The 20,944-nt window shown below is 41.7% G+C and carries 21 protein-coding genes; 7 read left to right on the top strand and 14 right to left on the bottom strand.

Going from position 1 to position 20,944, the window contains the following annotated elements; all coding sequences use genetic code 11:
• Positions 1-3: 3 nt before the first annotated feature.
• Genes ACVBDY_RS21400 through ACVBDY_RS21390 form a run of 3 tightly spaced genes read left to right on the top strand, consistent with a single transcriptional unit; the run spans position 4 to position 4,932 of the window.
• On the top strand, positions 4-2,037 hold the full coding sequence (locus ACVBDY_RS21400) for a protein-disulfide reductase DsbD family protein (protein WP_447177514.1): 2,034 nt from the start codon (positions 4-6) through the stop codon (positions 2,035-2,037).
• 2 nt (positions 2,038-2,039) lie between these two features.
• Positions 2,040-3,452, top strand: a complete 1,413-nt coding sequence (locus ACVBDY_RS21395) for a TlpA family protein disulfide reductase (RefSeq protein WP_447177513.1) — start codon at positions 2,040-2,042, stop codon at positions 3,450-3,452.
• A gap of 28 nt (positions 3,453-3,480) precedes the next feature.
• On the top strand, positions 3,481-4,932 hold the full coding sequence (locus ACVBDY_RS21390) for an aminotransferase class V-fold PLP-dependent enzyme (protein WP_447177512.1): 1,452 nt from the start codon (positions 3,481-3,483) through the stop codon (positions 4,930-4,932).
• A gap of 54 nt (positions 4,933-4,986) precedes the next feature.
• Here the strand turns inward: ACVBDY_RS21390 and ACVBDY_RS21385 are convergent, their stop codons facing one another.
• From ACVBDY_RS21385 to ACVBDY_RS21375, 3 genes are all read right to left on the bottom strand, one after another.
• Entirely contained in the window at positions 4,987-5,139 is a 153-nt protein-coding gene (locus tag ACVBDY_RS21385; RefSeq protein ID WP_447177511.1) for an SDR family oxidoreductase, read from the bottom strand.
• 401 nt (positions 5,140-5,540) lie between these two features.
• Positions 5,541-6,290, bottom strand: coding sequence for an SDR family NAD(P)-dependent oxidoreductase (locus tag ACVBDY_RS21380; RefSeq protein WP_447177510.1), 750 nt, complete (start codon positions 6,288-6,290; stop codon positions 5,541-5,543).
• A 77-nt stretch (positions 6,291-6,367) separates the two neighbouring features.
• Entirely contained in the window at positions 6,368-7,330 is a 963-nt protein-coding gene (locus ACVBDY_RS21375; RefSeq protein WP_447177509.1) for an NADP-dependent oxidoreductase, read from the bottom strand.
• A gap of 371 nt (positions 7,331-7,701) precedes the next feature.
• Between ACVBDY_RS21375 and ACVBDY_RS21370 the strand changes: the two genes are divergently transcribed.
• Entirely contained in the window at positions 7,702-8,049 is a 348-nt protein-coding gene (locus ACVBDY_RS21370) for a winged helix-turn-helix transcriptional regulator (RefSeq protein WP_447177508.1), read from the top strand.
• Positions 8,050-8,771: 722 nt separating this feature from the next.
• Here ACVBDY_RS21370 and ACVBDY_RS21365 read toward each other — a convergent pair.
• The 9 genes from ACVBDY_RS21365 to ACVBDY_RS21325 all read right to left on the bottom strand — a co-directional run bounded on the left by ACVBDY_RS21365 (position 8,772) and on the right by ACVBDY_RS21325 (position 16,117).
• On the bottom strand, positions 8,772-9,410 hold the full coding sequence (locus tag ACVBDY_RS21365) for an NAD(P)H-binding protein (RefSeq protein ID WP_447177507.1): 639 nt from the start codon (positions 9,408-9,410) through the stop codon (positions 8,772-8,774).
• A gap of 49 nt (positions 9,411-9,459) precedes the next feature.
• Complete coding sequence (locus tag ACVBDY_RS21360) at positions 9,460-10,854, bottom strand: aldehyde dehydrogenase family protein (protein ID WP_447177506.1); 1,395 nt, start codon at positions 10,852-10,854, stop codon at positions 9,460-9,462.
• A 145-nt stretch (positions 10,855-10,999) separates the two neighbouring features.
• Positions 11,000-11,473: a Dps family protein gene (locus ACVBDY_RS21355; protein WP_447177505.1), complete on the bottom strand. Its 474-nt coding sequence runs from the start codon at positions 11,471-11,473 to the stop codon at positions 11,000-11,002.
• 58 nt (positions 11,474-11,531) lie between these two features.
• Positions 11,532-12,275: an SDR family oxidoreductase gene (locus ACVBDY_RS21350; protein WP_447177504.1), complete on the bottom strand. Its 744-nt coding sequence runs from the start codon at positions 12,273-12,275 to the stop codon at positions 11,532-11,534.
• Between the two features lie 20 nt (positions 12,276-12,295).
• A complete protein-coding gene (locus tag ACVBDY_RS21345; protein WP_447177503.1) occupies positions 12,296-12,706 on the bottom strand; it encodes a GlcG/HbpS family heme-binding protein in 411 nt (136 codons plus the stop codon).
• Between the two features lie 35 nt (positions 12,707-12,741).
• Positions 12,742-13,044, bottom strand: coding sequence for a putative quinol monooxygenase (locus ACVBDY_RS21340; protein ID WP_447177502.1), 303 nt, complete (start codon positions 13,042-13,044; stop codon positions 12,742-12,744).
• Positions 13,045-13,150: 106 nt separating this feature from the next.
• Positions 13,151-13,948, bottom strand: a complete 798-nt coding sequence (locus ACVBDY_RS21335; protein WP_447177501.1) for a type 1 glutamine amidotransferase domain-containing protein — start codon at positions 13,946-13,948, stop codon at positions 13,151-13,153.
• 121 nt (positions 13,949-14,069) lie between these two features.
• Complete coding sequence (locus ACVBDY_RS21330; RefSeq protein ID WP_447177500.1) at positions 14,070-14,636, bottom strand: Crp/Fnr family transcriptional regulator; 567 nt, start codon at positions 14,634-14,636, stop codon at positions 14,070-14,072.
• Positions 14,637-15,364: 728 nt separating this feature from the next.
• On the bottom strand, positions 15,365-16,117 hold the full coding sequence (locus tag ACVBDY_RS21325; RefSeq protein WP_447177499.1) for an SDR family NAD(P)-dependent oxidoreductase: 753 nt from the start codon (positions 16,115-16,117) through the stop codon (positions 15,365-15,367).
• A gap of 110 nt (positions 16,118-16,227) precedes the next feature.
• Between ACVBDY_RS21325 and ACVBDY_RS21320 the strand changes: the two genes are divergently transcribed.
• Positions 16,228-16,587, top strand: coding sequence for a winged helix-turn-helix transcriptional regulator (locus ACVBDY_RS21320; RefSeq protein WP_447177498.1), 360 nt, complete (start codon positions 16,228-16,230; stop codon positions 16,585-16,587).
• Between the two features lie 296 nt (positions 16,588-16,883).
• Here ACVBDY_RS21320 and ACVBDY_RS21315 read toward each other — a convergent pair whose 3' ends face one another.
• Positions 16,884-18,110, bottom strand: a complete 1,227-nt coding sequence (locus ACVBDY_RS21315) for a condensation domain-containing protein (RefSeq protein ID WP_447177497.1) — start codon at positions 18,108-18,110, stop codon at positions 16,884-16,886.
• Between the two features lie 151 nt (positions 18,111-18,261).
• The gene (locus ACVBDY_RS21310) at positions 18,262-18,627 is read right to left on the bottom strand and encodes a CoA-binding protein (protein ID WP_447177496.1); all 366 of its coding nucleotides are present in this window, start codon (positions 18,625-18,627) and stop codon (positions 18,262-18,264) included.
• 402 nt (positions 18,628-19,029) lie between these two features.
• Between ACVBDY_RS21310 and ACVBDY_RS21305 the strand changes: the two genes are divergently transcribed.
• Both ACVBDY_RS21305 and ACVBDY_RS21300 read left to right on the top strand, forming a co-directional pair.
• Positions 19,030-19,938: an alpha/beta fold hydrolase gene (locus ACVBDY_RS21305; protein WP_447177495.1), complete on the top strand. Its 909-nt coding sequence runs from the start codon at positions 19,030-19,032 to the stop codon at positions 19,936-19,938.
• A 139-nt stretch (positions 19,939-20,077) separates the two neighbouring features.
• Positions 20,078-20,935 carry a helix-turn-helix domain-containing protein gene (locus tag ACVBDY_RS21300; protein ID WP_447177494.1) on the top strand — a complete coding sequence of 286 codons (858 nt, stop codon included), beginning with the start codon at positions 20,078-20,080 and terminating at the stop codon, positions 20,933-20,935.
• Positions 20,936-20,944: the final 9 nt, after the last annotated feature.

Genomic DNA, 20,944 nt, shown 5'->3' with positions numbered 1-20,944 from the left:
CCTATGAGAAAAACAAGGTTTTGCCATATAAAACGCTTTGTATTATTCCTGGTTATCGGACTGACCGGGGTGTTAAACGTATCGGCACAAATTTATGATCCCGTAAAATGGGCGACAGAAGTTAAAGCTGGTTCGGACCATGAATATATTTTAGCTATAAAGGCATCCATAATGCCCGGTTGGCACCTGTATTCCCAGTCGGTTCCTGAAGATGGCCCGGTAGCTACGGAATTTTCTTTTGAGGAATCCGGAAGATACCACCTGGTAAATACGGTTAAAGAAGAAAAAGGACATACTGTCCACGATCCGGTATTTGATATGGAGATTACCTATTTCTCCGATTCGGCCGCGTTTTCGCAAAAGATCAAAACTGACAGAGAAGGAAGCTTTACCATTGAGGGAGAAGTGACCTATATGGTCTGTGATGAACAGCGCTGTCTTCCGCCGGAAACCAAAAAGTTGAGTTTCACCATTCCCGGAAACGGGGACAAGGCAGTGAACCCTGCCGGAAAGGATATTGAGGGGGCCGATATGGTGAAGACCACGGAAGATTCCGGCCCCGTTAAGGTTACAGGAGAAGAACACCCGGAAACCCGTAAAAGCAGGAAGGGCTTATTGTCCATTTTTCTTATTGCTTTTTTATCTGGTTTTGCAGCTTTGCTGACGCCCTGTGTGTTCCCCATGATACCTATGACCGTAAGTTTCTTTACCAAACAAAGCAAGACAAGGGCGGCCGGGATCAAAAATGCTGTATTTTACGGCATTTCCATCGTTGTGATCTATGTGTTTTTAGGATCATTGGTCACGGCTGTTTTCGGAGCAGATTCCCTGAATGCCTTATCCACTAATGTCTGGTTTAATGTGATCTTTTTTTTACTGCTGGTGGTATTTGCCGCCTCGTTCCTGGGAGCTTTTGAGATCGTACTGCCGTATTCATGGGCTAATAAAGTGGATAGTCAGGCCAATAAAGGGGGAATCATAGGAATCTTATTTATGGCCCTGGCCCTGGCCATTGTTTCGTTTTCCTGTACCGGGCCCATTGTGGGGACCCTGTTGGTGGAAGCTGCCAGTAAAGGTGGATTGGCCCCCATCATCGGGATGCTGGGCTTCTCCCTGGCATTGGCCTTGCCGTTTATGTTGTTTGCCATGTTCCCGGGATGGTTAAATTCCTTACCGCGTTCGGGAGGGTGGCTGAACTCGGTAAAAGTCGTTTTAGGCTTCCTGGAACTGGCCCTGGCCTTTAAGTTCCTATCAAATGCCGACCTGGTACTGCAGTTGCACTGGCTGGAAAGGGAAGTGTTTATCGCTATCTGGATTGCCATTTTCGGTATTCTGGCCTTATACCTTTTCGGGAAGATCAGCCTGCCTCACGATTCACCGTTAAAACACATTTCAGTAGGCCGGTTAGGCTTGGGGTTGTTGGTATTGTCATTTACTATCTACCTGGTCCCCGGCCTTTGGGGGGCGCCGTTAAAACTCATCAGCGGTTTCCCACCGCCTATGCACTATAGTGAATCCCCTTACGGAGTAGGTTATGCCAAAAGCGGAGAAAGTGGGGCTCCACATGCAGAATTACCCGAAGGGGCACACCATGGCCCCCACGATATTGTAGCTTTCCTCGATTATGAAAAAGGAATGGCCTATGCCCGAAAAGTAAATAAACCGGTGATGATCGATTTTACCGGTCATGCCTGCGTAAACTGCAGGAAGATGGAGGAACGCGTATGGAGCGAAGGCGAAATATTAAACATCCTGAACAACGAGATTGTGCTTATTTCCCTGTATGTTGACGATAAACGCGAATTACCGGAAAGCGAACAGTACATATCCGAAACCACCGGAAAGGAGATAAAAACCATAGGCAATAAATGGAGTGATTTCCAGATCACCAGGTACAAGGCCAATGCACAGCCATACTATGTACTGGCAGATCACAAAGGCAAGAACCTTAATGAACCTGTCGGATATACACCAGAAGTAAATGAATACGCAGCCTGGCTGAGGGAAGGAATTAAAAACTACACTAAAAACAAATAGCGATGAAAAAACTGAGTTTAATGGTCATGGCCCTGGGATTTCTCCTTGCAGGCTGCAACACCTCCCCCGAAAAGGAGCGGACCCTGGAAGACTTAAAACAGATGGATTCCGTTGAAGTTAAGAAAGAGATCAAACAATTACTGGAAAGTGATGATGAGAAAGATTATCAATTAGCGGTAAATTATTACAGGAGTACAGGGAACAACAAAGAAATAGAAACGATCATGGACAAAGCCATTGCAAAGTTCCCCAAGGGAGAATTTTCGGCTATAAGCATGGCAAACACGATCTATACGGAAAAAGACCCGGACCTGAAAATTGAAAAACTAAACACCTACCTCAGTGAATTCCCGGATCAAGATCCGGGCATGGCCTATTTTGATGTGACTGCAACCCTCATGGAAGCCGGAAGGAAAGAAGAAGCATTAGCCTACTACGATAAAAACAGCAAAAAAAGCAGGTTCCGGTATTATGCTACGAAATTTATTGTAAATGGTATGGATGATGATTCCATTACGGATAAGATCAACTTTGTTAAGGACGAACTTAATAATGCGGAAACTTATCTGGTCATTGAACAAGGCAACGGTATGCCCAAATCTCATGTTTTTAACGATTTGAAACTCAGTCTGGCCAACCTGACCGAAGAAGCCGGTAATTTGGGAGAAGCCGTGAATATAATCGAGGATGTGTATACGAATTCTGAAAGGAAAAGCAATGCGGTAACATTGACCTATGCCGCCATGTTAACCCGGTCCGGAGATTATGAAAAAGCCTTTCCCCTGTTGGAAAAGGCAGTTTCCGAAGGTATTGCAACAAAAGACATTAAGGAATATTTAAAGCTGGCCCATACCTCGCTGGGAAAGAAAGATTATGACGAATACTTAAAAGAATTGCAGTCCGCCCTGGCCGAAAAAACCAAAGAGCATTTAAAAGAAATAATGGTCAATAAACCGTCGCCATCTTTTGAATTAAAGGATACAGAAGGGAAACCGGTAACCAATGAGGACCTGAAAGGCAAAATATTGGTCCTGGATTTTTGGGCAACATGGTGCGGCCCTTGTAAAAAATCTTTTCCGGGGATGCAGATGGCTGTAAATAAGTATAAAAATGATCCGCAGGTTAAATTCTTATTTGTCCACACCTTTGAAAAAGGGGAGTACCCTTTGACAGAAGCCGGAACATACCTGGAGGATAATGAATATGATTTTGATCTCTATATGGACTATAAAAATAAGGAGACCAAAGAAAATGCCGTAGCAAAAGCTTTTGGGATAAGTGGCATTCCAACAAAAGTGATTATTGATGCTCAGGGAAATATCCGGTTTCAGGTGGTTGGATTCAGTGGAGGAGGAGACGATACCCTGGTAGAAGAGTTGTCCGCCATGATCGAAATGGCCGGAGCGAACGGTTAATCATAAAAAAATAATTGCCTTTAAAAGCATGAAAGTACACTTAGAAGAACACTTTAAGACTTTCCGGAATCATATCATAGGGCATCGGAGTGAATTTCAATCGCCATACGGGGTGCAGAAAGTATTGTATGCCGATTGGATTGCCACCGGAAGGTTGTATGGCCCGATCGAAGACAAAATAAAAGACAGGCTGGGGCCTTATTTAGCCAATACCCATTCTTTTTCCAGTGAAACAGGAAAGATCACGACTGAAATCTACAGGGAGGCCCGGGCCATTATCAGGAAGCATGTCAGGGCCGATGAGGATGATATTTTAATAACAACCGGTTCCGGGATGACCGGGGCCCTGTCCAGGCTGATTGGCATTTTGAAACTCCGGAAAGACCAGGTAAGGTATGACAGGGAAAAACCGGTGGTGTTTATAACCCACATGGAACATCACTCCAATCATGTTCCCTGGTTTGAAACCCATGCCGATGTCGTTATTGTCCCTCCCGGTAAAGATTTGATGCCATGTCCGGAACAACTGGCCGAACAGGTGAAGAAGTATGAGGATCGCAAACTCAAAATAGGCGCCTTTACGGCATGCTCAAATGTTACGGGACTAATTACCAACTATCCTGAACTGGCCAGCGTAATGCACAGATACGGGGGATACTGCTTTGTTGATTTTGCGGCGTCTGCACCCTATGTGGATATCCATATGCATCCTGAAAATAAAGGCGAGCGATTGGATGCCGTTTCCTTTTCTCCGCACAAATTTCTGGGCGGGCCGGGTGCCTGCGGTATTCTGGTCTTTAATAAGGAACTTTATGAGGCTTCAACTCCCGAGATCCCCGGTGGAGGAAACGTCAAATGGACGACACCCCGGGGTAAACACGCCTATTTCGATGCTATAGAGACCAGGGAAGATGCCGGAACCCCCGGCATCATACAAACGGTCAGGGCGGCGCTGGCCATAAAATTAAAAGAACAGCTCAATCCGCAATTCATGGCAAAAAGAGAGCAGGAATTGATGGACTGTTTTATGAACGAATTACACGGGATAAGAGAAATTGAATTTTTAGGGAATACCCGGGCCAAAAGGATCGGTTGCATATCCTTTAACATCGATGCGGTGCACTACAATCTTGTAGTAAGGCTGTTGAACGACCGCTTTGGTATCCAGGTCAGGGGAGGGTGGTCCTGTGCAAGTACCTATGCCCATTACCTGTTCGGACTGGACGAGGCTGTATCTTCCTCCATCATGGAACAGATCGATCAGGGAGATTTGAGCAATAAACCCGGTTGGGTCCGTATTTCCATTCACCCGACCATGAACCCTGATGACATCCGGTACATCACCGGGGCCATAAAACAGATCATACGGAATAAGGACGAATGGCAAAAGGATTACGAATACAATCCTTCGAATAATGAATTCGAATCTATCCATGATGTCCAAACGGATTCCGAAAAGGAAGAATTTTTTGAACTATAGTTTTTTTGAATGGCACAGACCAGTGTGCAAGGTGTTTTTGTATATTTTAAGCTATTAAATTGTTAGTAGGGTACCTCCGTCAATAATGAATTCTGTTCCGGTTAAATAACTGACCCTTGGAGAAACGAGAAGGCCAACCAATTCTGCAACTTCTTCAGAGTTAGCAGGTCTACCACCCGGAGTATTATAACCTCTAAAATTATTCACCAAGATATTGAGTTTACCAAAGGTTGATTTTCTTCCTTAGGTTTATTTCTTGCTATGATGATAACCGTAGCACCTGCTTGTAGCAATCGTTCTGCAATCGCTTTTCCCGCACCTTTAGTGCCTCCTGAGCCGCACCGGCTTTTAAAAGTCGTTTTACAATAGGTTTTCCTACAACCGCCAACGGCTCCGATTTTTAGGAGAGCATTTTTTGACGGGGAAGCAGCCTGGCTTCATCGGCCTATCAACATAAAAGCCGGGAAAATTTCCCCGGCTCCCTGGAATTCATTATTTAAATCCCATTAAATGGGCCTGATTCCCCGATGCCCTGATCCGGAATGGGACAGGAGATAGTTGTTTTTCAAGAATTTAATATAAAAAACACACAGGTTGTTTACCGGTTATTAAGCGGATATACCACCATCTATTGTAAAGCTACTACCCGTAATGTATCCGGCTTCATCACCTACCAGAAAATTCACTAATGCCGCAATTTCTTCTGGTTTCCCTAAACGTTTTAAGGGTATGGCATTGATGTAATGTTGACGCACTGTTTCATCGGCTTTTTGTAACATGTCCGTATCAATGGCCCCCGGCTCTATACTATTGACAGTGATTTTTCTGGGCGCAAGATCCCAGGCCAGCCCCCTGGTATAGGCTGAAATCGCCGCTTTTGTAGCAATATAATCAGACATCCCCGGACCACCGATACGGATGCCACCTACCGAAGCGATGTTTACGATGCGACCTCCTTCCGGAATATACTTTTGCGTTGTCCGTATTGCCTCAGCCACAGAACGGATGTTTACATCGATCTGGCGGTTATATTCATCTGCCCGTTCAGAAGCAGTCTCAATGGGTCCTCCTATGGAAATAGCTGCATTATTAACCAATATATCTATTTTCTTAAAGGTGGCAACTGCTTGTTCAATAGCGTTTTCGAGGTTACCTTTTACAGCACCATCTGCCTTGATGGCTAAGGCATTTCCACCGGATTGATTAATTTCATTCACAATAAGACGAGCTTTTTCGTCAGAGCTGGCGTAAGTGAAAATAACTGTCGCACCTTCTTTTGACAGACGTTTAACAATTGCCTGTCCCATGCCACGTGTACCACCGGTCACGAAGGCTACTTTTTGATTTAATGTTGACATATTTATTTGATTAAAAAAACTTTGATTATTTATGTGGTTTAATTGTACCTCTTACCATTTATATTTCTAAACAATTATTATGGGATAGGGTTGACAATAATTTTTCCTGTGGTGTGATTTTTTTCAATTTCCTGGTGTGCCAAAGCCATTTCTTCCAGTTTGAATTTTTTTGATATGTGAGGTTTAAGTTGTCCTTTTTTCAAAAGCCCGGCAATTGCAGCCATATCCTTTCCACTGGATACTACGGCATTATAGAAGGCGTGTATTCCCTGCTTATTTGCTTGCTTTTCCCAGAGCGTACCATCTATATTAGACCATAAACTGAGTAAATGCCCTCCCTTTTTGACAACCTGTAATGTTTGTGCTATGTGCTCCTCACGAAGACCTTCGATCACATAATCAACAGGTGCGAGTACCTCCAGAAAATTCGTTGTTTGATAGTCAATAAACTCGTCCGCACCGAGACTCATAACAAAATCCCTTTTAGCCCCGGAGGCGAGCGCTATTACATAAGCGCCAAAATATTTGGCAAATTGTACGGCAAAATGACCTACGCCACCACCAGCAGCCGTAACCAATACACGGTCTCCCGGTTTAATCCTGATTTTATGGAGTGGTTGCCAGGTGGTTAACGCAGCTATCCCTGATGCAGCTGCCTCATCGTGTGATACATTGTCGGGTTTCAGGGTAATATCCTCTGTATGGGCTACCACATATTCCGCATAAGCCTTAGCGTGCCCGGAAGTGGTGTGAGTAGGGAAATTTAACAACCCAAATACAGCATCTCCAAGATGAAAATCAGTGACCTTTTTACCCAGGCCAACTACGACTCCCGAAACATCCCAACCTAGTATTTTAGGGGTTTCGTTATTAAATATATAATTTAATGCAGGGTTTTGCCTTGCATAAATATCCGTAGGGTTTATGCCAATGGCATGGACTTTGACCAGGACCTCATTTGCCCCGGGTATGGGCATGGGAAGATCTGCCATTTTCAGTTGATCAACGCCGCCTTGTTGTTGTAAGATAATTGCTTTCATATACTAAATAATTCATTTCCGGGTAAAATTTTCACTGTTATTAAGGATTACTTATTTATGACTCTGTTTTTCTTTTACAAAGGTATAGCAGAATGGTATAACTTTGTAACCAGTATCACCAATGATACCAAAATTACTTTGAGTAAGTAGCTGGCGGACAGTTATAAAGCGAGATGGAATCGGGGACTTGAGACGGAGCGGGTTGCAGGGCATACTTTTGGGCCTAAGTTGGATAACTTAAAGCCGTTGTGTAGTTTTGTAATTTATTATCAAGCAGAAGGTTAAAATTCTGCTCCGGATCCCGATAATTATCGGGACTATTGCAGTTGCTTTAGTCATACGGAAATGTCAATCTTAACACGTTATATTCCATGAAAAATTGTGCAAAAACAGAAATCAATGAAAAAGACATCAATGCGCTACAAGATACCATTTATGTCATCGGAGGGAAATGGAAATTGCCTATCATTTATTCCATATGTAACGGTAATAAGCGCTTTAGGGATATAGAACGCAGTATTCCGGGTATTACGACCCGGATGTTGTCTCGTAATTTAAAAGAATTGGAGGACAACAGGCTCATTACCCGTGAGGTATATCCGGATTCTCCTGTAATAGTAGAATATACGTTTACCGAATATGCCAAAGAATATGGTGACCTGATCCTTCAAATGATTGAATGGGGGAAAAAGCACCGCAGGATGCTTATAGAAGAATAATAATCCTTTGAAATGGAACGTAATATGTCCGTAAAGACAGTTTCCGGTGAGGCAGAGGAAAAAAATGGTTATACTGCAAAAGTAATAACCACTGCCGATGGGAGTCAAAGCTCCCGGTATTCCGACCAATAAAGTTCAGATGGCAGTCAAAATTATCAAGGCACTTGGAAAAGGTATTGATAAGGCTAGGGGGACAGGTGAGGACATGGGATACTGAAATCCAAAAGTAGGTTACGCCCTACCAGGTTTTTGCTTAACGCTTATCTACCGGAACACTACAAAAACCCGATAGGATCCATGCGCAAAAGTTGCCCCCCCCTACGAATAATCCCGTTAAAAACGCAGAAATCAGAAAACAACTTTTGAACACAAATTTTATGTTTTTTGAATATTTTCAGAATGGCTCCTTACTATAAACAGCCATTACGAACTATAAATTTATTGAATTTCATCAATTTGTCATGACAGGAATATGAATACTCCCAATATACCAGTGTCTACAAGGGTTTAACAGAAACCCAAATATTCCTACACAATATAATTCACATACTGTAAAAGGGCATAAAAGACCACAAAACTTATGCGTCTTTATTAATGCTAAAATTTAAAATTAAAACTGATCATAATTTAAACTTCTATCAAAAAACTATCCTTTTAACAGTTCGGTTTTAAGGGAAGCTTACACCGAATATGCCATAATCATATGCTATGAGATTTATGATTTATAAATTATCAATCGCTTCCTGTATCAGAACCTCTCCATCGTGCATACTTATCACTTTTTGATAAGTGTTAGCACTATTTAATATTTTTAAAAGCGTTTCCGCTACATTTTCAATAGCGTTTTCTTTATGATGAACTACATTCAGTTCTATTAAGCCTGAACCTTTGGTCTCAGTTAAGGCTCCCGGTTGTAAGATGGTATAGTTCAATTTTGTTTGATGCATTAAAAACAGATCGGCATAATGCTTAGCCAGGTAATAATCTGTAAGATTGCCAAGGCCTTCGGCCTTCCACTTTTCAGGAGATAAAGAATGTATGGCACTTAGCATTACAAAACGTTTAATACTTTTATATTCTGCTGCTTGCATTGTCTTTATTGCCCCATGTAAATCTATTTGAAGTAAGTTTTTACCTCTAGAGCCTGAAACAAAATATATAGCTTCTACGGTATCGGGTATCTTATTTTTAATTATTTCTAATTCATTAGTAAGATCCAATTCAATTTGTGTATACTTACTATGGTTTAATACATTGCTCTTACTTCTGGATGTACCCATTACGGTATGACCATTGGCTATTAATAATTTAACCAGATTCAGACCAACACGTCCGCTGGCGCCCACAACTAATATATTCATATTATAATGTTTAAATTAATTCATATAATGTTAATTTTCAAGACTGTTATTATAAATATTTACTTTTAAAAACAGTCAGTTTGGTTCTTGTCATTTCCTCAATGGTATATGATATACCTCCCATTCCTATACCTGAAGAATCCCTCCCTCCGAAAGGCATCCAATCCGCTCTGAATGCTGTATGATCATTCACCATCACAGCAGTTGCATTTAATTTCTTCACTGTATCCAGCGCAATATCAATATTCTTTGTAAACACTGCTGCCTGAAAATGTACCTCTAAAGCATTTGCTCGTTGGATGGCTTCATCACGATCTTTAAACGTATAAATACATACCACCGGTCCAAAAATTTCCTGCCGGGAAACCTTTGAACTCTCCGATGGATTCACCAAAATAGTAGGTTGGAAAAGCGTTTGTGAAATTCGATCTCCTCCTAAAATTAATTCGGCTCCTTCCGCAAGTGCTTCATTCACCCATGCTTCAATTCGATCAACTTCTTTAGGTGTTATGAGTGGTCCTACATCTGTAGTACGCTCTGAAGGGTTACCAACTTTTAACTGAGCTGTTGCTGCGGCAAAGGCCTCAACAAAAGACTCCAAAATTCCTTCATTTACATAAATTCGCTGCACAGAAACACAAACCTGGCCTGCGTGGTAGAAACTACCTTTCACCAAATCGGGAATCATTTCCTCAAAATCGGCATCACTTTCCACAATAACAGGTGCTGCTCCTCCATGTTCAAGTGCACATCGTGTTCCGGGGGATAATTTACTTTTAAGGTACCACCCTACATGGGCCGAACCTATAAACGAGAAAAAATTAATTCTGGCATCTGTAACCATTAGCTCAGCAACTTCTCTATCACAAAACACAACCTGAAGCCACCCCTCAGGTAACCCTGCCTCTTTCAATATTTCTGCAAAAGCTAAACTGGATAAAGGAGTTGTCATCGCTGGCTTAAAGATTACCGGACAGCCTGCTGCTACAGCTGTAGCTATCTGATGTATAGCCAAATTGAGTGGATGATTAAAAGCACTAACTGCGGCCACGACCCCAATGGGCTCCTTAGTGGTAAAGGACAACCTGTTAAGTGTGGCTTGAGTAAGTGCCATAGGCACCTGCTCACCTTTTATCTGGGAAATATGCTCTGCGGCTAACTTAACTCCTTTAATGGCCCTAAGTACCTCTGCTTTACAATCTTTATATGGCTTCCCTCCTTCACTTATCGTGAGTTGAGTTAACATTTCCATACGCTCACTCATTATAAAAGCAGCCGTTTCCAGTACTTCGATGCGCTTATAGGGCGGAAGCCAATTGGACTGATCACTAAATAATTGGTGTGCAGTCTGTAATATAGGCTCAAGATCTTTACTGCTTATTAGTGGCAATTCTTTAATTTCTTTTAAATCGTATGGTGATACTACTTTTATACTTTTTTTCATAATACGGTTTAGTTTTAAGTGGAAATAATCTCACCTTGAACCATAGGTCAAGATTGATTACAATGAAGTCTTAAGCCTGTTCTGGCTTCCCCGTAATTACGCTATGATACGTATTATTAAGATTTGGTCGTAATTCCGAATTGGCTTACTTCATATGAGAACGTAAAAACCAAGCCATCTTTTCATGGTCCTGAAGCAGCCCGGTTATAAAGTCACTTGAACCGATATCTTCAAAATCGCTTTCAAATATTTTGATATCTGTTCTTAACGTTTGAATAATGCGCTCATGATCTGCCAACAGTTCCTGTATAAAACGCTCACTATCTGTTTTTACGTTATCGGATTCGGCCAATTGGGTGATACTTAAAAAGTATCCTAAACTACCCGGTACTCCTTGCCCTAAAGAACGAATACGTTCCGCGACACGATCAATTATTTCATCCAATTCTTCAAACTGATCTTCAAAGAATTTGTGTTTGTCGTAAAAGTCAGGTCCTGCTATGTTCCAATGTGCATTCCTTGTCTTGGTATACAGTACATACTCATCTGCCAGGATTTTCAATAATTCGTTCGCAACAGCCTGTCGGTTATTTTCTGATATTCCAATATGTATATTCATGTTTCTTTTCTTTTATGGGATGAAGAACTTAACTACGCGAATTCCAGGAATCAAAAATTTAAAATTCCTGTAGGGTTGGTCTCATCACTATTTCATTTATATCAACATCGGCAGGTTGTTCAATAGCAAAGGCGATAGCTCTTGCTACTGAAGCAGCCGGAATAGCTATCTGATAGAACTCTTTTACTCCTACCGAGCTTTCTTCATGGCTTGTACTGAATTTTAATTCAGAATCTACTGCTCCGGGCTCTATGGTTGTAGCACGTATATTACCTCCAATTTCGTGTCTTAATCCATCAGTAATCGCTCTTACGGCATATTTGGTTCCACTGTAAACTGTACCGCCCGGACTAAAAACCTTAATTCCTGCAACCGAACCCAGGTTGATAAAATGACCCGACTGTTGCTCCTGAAAAACGGGTAATGCGGCAGCTATACCATACAGTACACCTTTTATATTAATATCTATCATTTGATCCCACTCATCGGTACGAACTTCGGATATAGGGGCGATAGGCATAATACCTGCGTTGTTGATAAGTACATCAATACGGTTGTACGTGCTCAGTGCCAAATCTATAAGAGCCTGTACCTGGGACTTTACGGTAACATCAGTTACCTTATATACTGCTTTGCCTCCATCAGAAGTAATTTCACTTACTATCTTTTCCAACCTATCTTCGCGCCGGGCACCCAGTACTACAATGGCCCCTTTTTTAGCCAGATATTTGGCTGTTTCTTCTCCAAGGCCACTACTGGCTCCTGTAATTACAATGACTTTATTTATGATGTTATTTTCCATATTTATTTTTTTAATACATACTATTCGTTGTTTAATAATGCTTCTGATCCGGCATTTGCCACCTCAAAATCTTGTGCTACGGTACCTCCGGAAACACCTATTGAACCAATAATTATATCGTTGTTGTTTTTCAATACCAAACCACCTGCAAATGATATTAAACCTCCATTGGAGTGTTCTACATTGAATAAGCTTTCCCCAGGCTGGGACAATTCTCCCAGTTTTTCAGAATTCATCTCAAAAAGTCGGGAGGTCTTTGCCTTTTTTATCGCTATGTCCGCACTTCCTAATAATGCACCATCCATTCGATAAAACAACTTCAGATTTGCTCCTTCATCCATGATAGCAATGTTCATGGGAACCTTAATCTCTTTCACTTTGGAAATAGCTGCTTTCAAAACGCTTTCCGCTTGGACTTCCGTAATATTCATCTGTATTGTTTTTTAGTATGAATACATTGTATCCCTTACGCTATGGGTGTTGTTAATACAATTTCTCTACTAGCCAATAATGGGACTATCTGTCCCAGTAATAAGTCTTGAAAATGTGAAGTATTACGGTGTTCTTCAACGGCCGCTTCATTACGATATCCCTCGAAAAGAATCAGCGTATTTGTATCTGTATTGCTTTGTTGAATGGTATAAAACAAATTCCCATTTTCTTTTATACTTTCTTCTCTAACAACCTTTAATACATTCAAAACAGTATCTATATGCCCTTCTTTAACCTGCCATGTTGCAAAAACATGTACTTTTTTTTGATTTTCCATTTGATTTTAAGTTTTGCGAATACAATAATTGAACTTACTCAGCTACAAAAGATGTATTGAAATGGCCTCTTATATTTTTTAGTAAAGAGGCCATTCTCAAACAGTTTTACTTTTTAGCAGGCTCTAGAATAGCGATCATTTTTTCAGCAACGCCCTTAGCCGAAGCAGGGTTCTGCCCAGTTACCAATTTGCCATCTGCAATACTATGGGCACTCCATGGGGCTGCCGCATGGAACTTAGCACCTTGTTTAGTTAAGGCAGTCTCCAATAAAAACGGAACATCTGCAATAGCATAGGCTTCTTCTTCCTCATCGGTAAACGAAGTCATATTTTTACCTTTTACCAAATACTCACCATTACTAAGTTTTACATTTAACAGAGATACGGGACCGTGACACACCGCACCTACTACTGCATTACGCTCGTAGGTTTCCCTGATCACTTGTTTCAATAACTTGTGTTCCGGCATATCAACCATCGGGGCCAATCCTCCAGGTACAAAAATGGCATCGTACTCACTGACATTGACATCCGCTAATTTTACGGCCTTTTGCATGTCTTCCCAGCCTTTTCCTGTAAGAAAGTCCAAATTGTCCGGATCGCCAGCCAAATTAAGGGCATCCAAGTATGGGGTTTCCCCTGTAAGGCTGGCATAATCAATTTGGTATCCAGCTTTCGTAAATTCCGCATAGGGATGCGCTACTTCAGGAAGAAATATTCCTGTTTTTCTGTTGTTTGGGCCAATTATATTGGCGTTTGATACAATAATTAAAATTTTCTTTTTCATTTTTGTCTGGTTTGTGATACTTGATTTACTTTGTTTTGTTGCATCATTCTGCTTTTTATCCTGTGTGTTAAAAGAAAAAAAAGCAAGTGCTAATGTTAATGCCATAATTTTTTTCATTTCTATAAATTTTAAATTGTTGCTAATTATTTATAGAACAAATTTATGGCAGCCCTGTGCTTAAACACGATGACCCAAATCACAGAAAATGTGTGATTTGAATCACCTTTCAAGAGCGTGTTCAGGGAGCGGTGTATAGGCGGCTCAAGGTTTCCCTACTAACCCCTAGGTATTCGGCAATATATTTTTTGGGTATCTTCTGTATCAGGTTGGGATAAAGTTTGGCGAATTCCTCATAGCGCTGTTGGGGGTTACTGGAAAGCAGCGATATGATCCTTGCCTGGAGTGCCATATATCCATTGGTCAGTTTGATCCTGAAAAAATGCTCCATTTGGGGTAGGATGGAGGCAAGCTTTTCCCGACCTTCCAAGGTCAGGCAAAGTACTTCCCCGGGTTCCATGCACAAGACGTACATATTTGCTTTTTTCTGGTTGAAATACGCAATGTAATCGGACATCCACCAATTTTCAGTGGCGAACTGTACGATATGCTCCTTGCCATCTTCATCAAGATAAAATACCCTGAAGACCCCGGATAGTATTAAATATTCATATTTTACTTCGTCGTCTTGCTGAATTAAGTATTGATGCTTTAATACTTTACGAATCGTAAAAAAAGATTTTACCGCGTCAAAATCTTCATCGGTTATAGCTGTTATTTCTTCAATATGTTTTCGGAGTTTTTCCATAGTAATTAATTCATTAAATAGAGCCTACATATGAATTTTTAGCCACTTTTATGCCAAAAAATTAACTTCATGAAAAACAAATAGTTAAATGTTTTTTTACTTTTTACAATTCTAAAATTCAATAAAAATCCTATATATGAGAATTTTAAATAGTTGTTTTTGTACTAGGGAATTCTTATAAATTAATGGTTTTACCCTTTCTGATTGAGGTAAGTAACTGAAAGCAGATTGGGTAAGGCTACAAATTAAAATTGTACACAACTCATTATATATTCACAAATATACCTTTTCATCATATAAAATGCTTGGAAAACAGCACTTTTTACAATCCCCTTTCAATGGCGCGACCGCTGGTGGTATAACGAAAATAATTCCGGAAAAACGGGTAAGTTGTGCCATTAGAAGAGCATTCTTTTAAGCCTTTATAGTATAGATAAAACCACTCAAAAATTTCACCTTTCGATATTACCAAACATCCTTTCCGGAATATGGGTGAAAATAATATCCATAATTCGGAATAAAATATCCCCGATTCCGGGCGCTTTTTAACATTCTATTGGATAAGGCCACAATGCTTGTTGATGGATTTGAAATCCGAATCTTATTGAAGATAACATTCCTTAATATAATCCGTATTGTAATCTATAGCCCCCACACGGGGAGGGGACTATAAAAATCAGGAAGTCTGAATGGATCAATAACACCATTTCAACTATTCTCCGAATAACTTAGTAACCGACACCTCTAACACCACCTGAAGCCCTTATGGATTCACCTGTGATCCACTGCGAATCTTCAGAGGCAAGGAAGAGCGCTAGTTGGGCAATATCTTCGGGTTCACCGAATCGGCCCAGGGGCGTTCCTGCGATTAGCCTGTCACCTAATTCACCTTCAAAATTCCCTGCTGTGCCCGGAGTATTGGTATGTCCCGGAAGTATTGAATTTACCCGTATCTTACGAGGCCCGAGTTCTCGTGCCAATGCCAGGGTAATGGTGTCTACAGCACCCTTAGTCGCTGAATAAACACTGGATGCCAGATAAGGGTCTGTGCTCAGGATAGAGCTTATATTGATAATGCCCCCCCCACGTTCGCCCATGTGTTTAACAGCTTCTTTAGTTGCTAAGAGATACCCCAACACATTCAGGTCAAATTGCGCATGAAAAGCTTCCTCTGTTAAATCGTCGATCATCTGGAAAACGGCTTTACCGGCATTATTTACCAAAATGTCAACCGTTCCGAATTCTGACTTAATTCTATCAAACAATTGTACTACATCGGCCGACTTGCTCATGTCAGCCCTCAGAGCAATAGCTTTTCCGCCGTGCAATTGTATTTCGTTTACAACTTGGTTTGCATCGCTTTCACTTGAGGAATAATTGACTACCACTGTAGCCCCGGCTTTACCGATTTCCTTCGCGATTCCCGCTCCAATACCTTTAGAAGCTCCTGTTACTATTGCTATCTTATCTTTAAGTTTCATTTTGTACTATTTATATGAATTAATGATGAGCCAAAGGTATATTACATTAACTTTACTTTTGATATGGGTTTCCTGAAGTATAGTCAGTTCCCAAAATAAAAACGGTAATAATGGAGAAAAAAAAAGCATTAGCTGAAGAACAGGCAGATTGTTCCCGAATACTATTTGCTATACAAGATACCCTTGATCTTATAAGTGGTAAATGGAAAATTAAAGTGATAAGTGTTCTGCTCTATGGTAAACGAAACTTTACAGAATTACAGCGACAGATAGACGGGCTGGGAGCCAAGATGCTTTCAAAGGAGTTACAAGATCTCGAGATTAACGGACTTATTACCCGGACGGTTAATGCGACAAAACCAATTACCGTAACTTATCAATTGACCGAATACGGACATACTTTGGAGCCGATAATCAGAGCACTTGCCGAATGGGGTACAGAGCACCGGCATAAGATTACAGGCCGTTAATCCTAAAGCAATCGGGAATAGGGGAGAAGACCGGGATTCAAATAGTTGTGAAAAGTACGTATGCCCACAATGTATCCGGAATTACTAATGCCAGCCTATTACCGAAAATGAGTAACTAAAACCCGCAACTGACTACTCCTGATCTTAAGAGTATTGAACGGAAATGAGCTGGTTATTTGCTGAATGGGAGTCATACCGTTCAACAACTTGTAATAATTTTCTGGAAAGTCCCCCTTGAGTTTTGGGACCCGGAAATGTCCCCGGATCCCAAAAACCATTCTTTTATGCTTTATGGGTTATTCCAAAACTGCATCGCAGGCCTTGACCAGAATTTCCCGTACTGCCTGCAAAAGGCCATCGATAGGAGTATCACTGGTGTTGGTGAGACATAGCGAACCGTTACTGGTCACTGCCCCTATGGTTTGCTCCTTGCCCTTTCCCGAGCGGACCATCGGCCCATAAAGGGCTTTTAATTTAAGCGACCCGAAATCAGTTTTATATTTGACCAATCCCAAATTGGTCACCATGATTTCCTGATTAAAGGCATGTTTTAATGTATCCGTTATCTTCTGAAAATCAGCAGTATTGAACGTCAGGTCCCGGAAGAAATGGATATAATTTTTGACATGTTCCGCCGTGTCTGTCCCTGCAAGTCCTGCTTTGGCCAACCGGGCTATGTCCCAAAAGGACAGGTGCTGCTCTCCTTCAAAATATACCGGGTGGGTCGTAATATTGAGTCCATAATTATCATCCAGTTGAAGGGCTCTTCTCGAACATATCGGGGAGATCAATTCTATTTTTTTATCGGCCCATTCCTTCCTCATGTTCCGGCAGGCGATAAGGACTGCCGCGCACAATGCCCCATGAACGGTCGTTTGCTCCTCCCTGGACCTTTTTATGATACTGCGGGTGGCTTCGCCTGAAAAACGAATGCTTGAAATTTTAGGAGCAACGGTTTTTATATCCTTTGTCAAAAGCGTTGTCCGCTCTGAACCAACAGCACCTGCGTCTTCAGGCAGTCCAAGGGTTTCATCATTCGACTTTTGGGGTTGCATGGCCTCCAGTTCCTGTCCGGTAACTGCGGTGAGGATATCCCTGAACAAGTAGCTCATTGAAGTACCATCGGCCAGCGCATGGTGCCCTGTCAGGATCAGCACAGTGTCTTCGGGTCTCTGGACCAGGACTGCCCGTATAAGGACTTCCTCATCGGTTTTAAATCGTGTCGCCAGTTCCTTTTCAACCTCCTGTTCCCAATTATGATCGCCGTCTGCTTCCAGTACCCGCAGCGGTATGGGCGACCAGGCCGAATGCCTGAAGACAGGCCTGGAGTTGGCATCCATTACGATCCTTACCGAAAGATTGGGATGACGTTGCTGTACTTTATCAAGGGCCTGCCGCCATTCTGCAATTGGTTTGCGGCCCTCGATTTCCCCGGCAATTGCAAAATCTTTGGAATCAATAAAATCCAGTAGCCAAAATGTTTTCTCAAATGCACCTAAAGTGCGGTTTTGCTCTTTTCTCATATAATATTTATTAAGTGAGACAAAGTTGAGGAAGCAAATCAGGCCCAAAAATGGAGAAAAGGCACTATGTCTGGCATATTTTTCCTCACCTACCGGCAGCGGATTCAAGCTATGGGACAGGGGAGATTGATTATATGAGCCCCCTGTTTACCTAGTACTCGCCCAGAGAAAGCAATACAAGGGTACAGGCATGTTCCGTAATAATACCCTGTGCGTTTGCCAGTTTGCGGAGTTCTTCGTTTTCCGATCCCGGGTTAAAGATGATCCGCCTCGGATCGGTGCTGAGGATATAGTCGTACAGCAATGGTTGGTTTGCCGGTCCGACATATAGTGATATGGTATCAATATCCGTATGAATGGTACTGGGCTTTTCTATAGGCACCCCGGCCACCTCGCCTGTTTTCATCCCTACATTAATAATGGTATGCCCGAAACAGGCCAGCCTATGGGCCGCAAGGTATGCGTACCGGCTTGGATCGGTGCTGGCCCCCAGAATCAGTGTTTTTTTATTTTTCATGGTTAACATTATCTTGATGAACGTTCAAATCCTATACGCCCGAATGGTGTAAACGATCCGGCCTTACAAAAGTATCTCGAATAGACGGGTTTGAAAATAGACAAAAGGATATTTGTCTGGTGTTTATTTCCCGCGTTTCTGTACACAAGTTCTTTCGTGATTACAATAGCCGCCGAACAGAGTGCGATTCCATATTTAAATAGTGCTGAGAGAACCGCCTTGACAATACCCATACCGGTACCTTCCGGGGTCATTTTAATCCGTTTCGATGCTTCGTAATGTGATTTTTCCCTTAGAAGGGAAAATTGTACAATACCCATCCACCATTTTCCATTTCCCGGCGATTGTTCCCGGGCCATCTTTGCAGTGGAAAAATAATATTAACCTTTAAAACATAATAAGATGAAATCAATTTTTGTAACAACCGTTTTATTTGTAACACTGCTAACCGGCCAACACATTTTCGGACAAGGGAAAAGAGTACCAGCTTCACTGGGCAGGGAAGAATACATTGAAGTTGAAAAAGGCGTAAAACTTCATGTCACTGACATGGGAACGGGCGAACCTATTGTTTTAATTCACGGCTGGCCTTTGAGCGATGCCATGTACGAGTATCAATACCAATATCTTGTCCGAAAAGGTTTTCGTGTGATCGGCATCACCCTGAGGGGGTTTGGAGAGTCAGACAGGCCTTACGGAAGGTATGATTTTGATGTATTCTCCGATGATATTAAAGTTGTGCTCGAAAAGCTAAAGATCCGGAATGCCACACTGGGTGGTTTTTCCATGGGAGGTGCTGTAGTGACCCACTATGTTACGAAGTATAAATCTGCTCATGTCAGTAAGCTGGCTTTATTTGCCGCGGCTGCCCCTTCTTGGATACAACGGGACGGCTTTCCATACGGCCTTACCAAAGCGGACGTCGATGGTATTATCAATGCCACACTGACAAGCCGCCAGGACCTGATTGCAGGTTTCGGAGCTGGGTTTCCTGCCAGGGAGGGGAATATTTCAGAAAATGTGGAAAAATGGCTGGAGTCCATCAACCTGCAGGCATGGCCTTATGCGGTTACCCAATCCATAACAGCGCTGCGTGACCTTGATCTACGTGACCAATTGGCAGAGATCAATATTCCGGTAGCCATATTTCATGGTACACAGGATAAGTTATGTGATTTTGCATTTGCCGAGCAGCTTCACAAAGGCATCAAAAATTCCTTCATCGTAAAATTCGAGAACAGTGGTCATGCCCTGTTCGTGGAAGAAGCGGGTAAGTTCAATGCAGAACTTGAAAAATTTGCCCGGCAGTAATTTATTGACATTGACGGGACAAATAATGTCCTGTCAATGTTATCCTTTCCCGGGGGCTTAACATACTTTCGTTGACTTGTATTGCCGGCCCACCTTAACATGACCGGAATTTGTACGTTTACCTTTTATTTTTCGAATAATGAAAACCGAACAATTGTTCAGGAGCGAGCTTAAAACACTTGGACTTTTATCTCTTGATAAAGAAATTACCAGCAACATCAATGATGAGATCTATAAGGAGTATATAAAGGTCTTGTTCCTTACTTCGGGCTATGAATTACAGGTGGATTTGACAGCATATTCAATAAAACAGCCAACCCTGTTCTTTGTAAGTCCCAATCAACATCTGCATTTTACACAAACAGGTGTCGAAGGCGGATATTTAATTTTTTACAACCGGGACTTCTATTGTATTCAAATTCATGATGATGAAGTCGCGTGTGATGGTCTATTGTTCAATAATATTCATAATATGCCCATTGTAAGGTTGGATGAAGACGAAACGCCTTTTTTTAACAATATCTTTGGCCAGATCGTGAATGAGTTCGCCCTGCAGGATGCTTCTATTGAAGAAATGATACGTACCTATCTGAAACAATTATTTATTAAATCAGCCCGCTTGTGGAAGAGACAAAATCTCAACAACGCGCTTGTGGAAAACCAAAATGACCTTGAGTTTTTCAGAAAGTTCACTATGCTGGTGGAAGAACATTATAAGCAGAAACATAACGTAGCGGATTATGCGGAACTCATGCATGTCGCTCCGAAAACGATCACACACAAGTTTAAAAGACTAAAACTACCGCTGCCAAATGATGTGATCAAGAACAGGATTGTGCTGGAGGCCAAAAGACTGCTGGTATACACGAACCTGACGTCTAAAGAAATAGGATATATACTGGGGTATGAAGACCCGGCCTATTTCAGCAGGCTGTTTTTACAAAAAGCAGGCGAAACGCCATCGGGTTTCAGAACAAAATTTCTTTCCAAGGATTAATTTTAAATT

This window comes from Sinomicrobium halophytocola (assembly GCF_052983395.1).
This window is presented reverse-complemented; position numbering and strand designations above follow the sequence as displayed.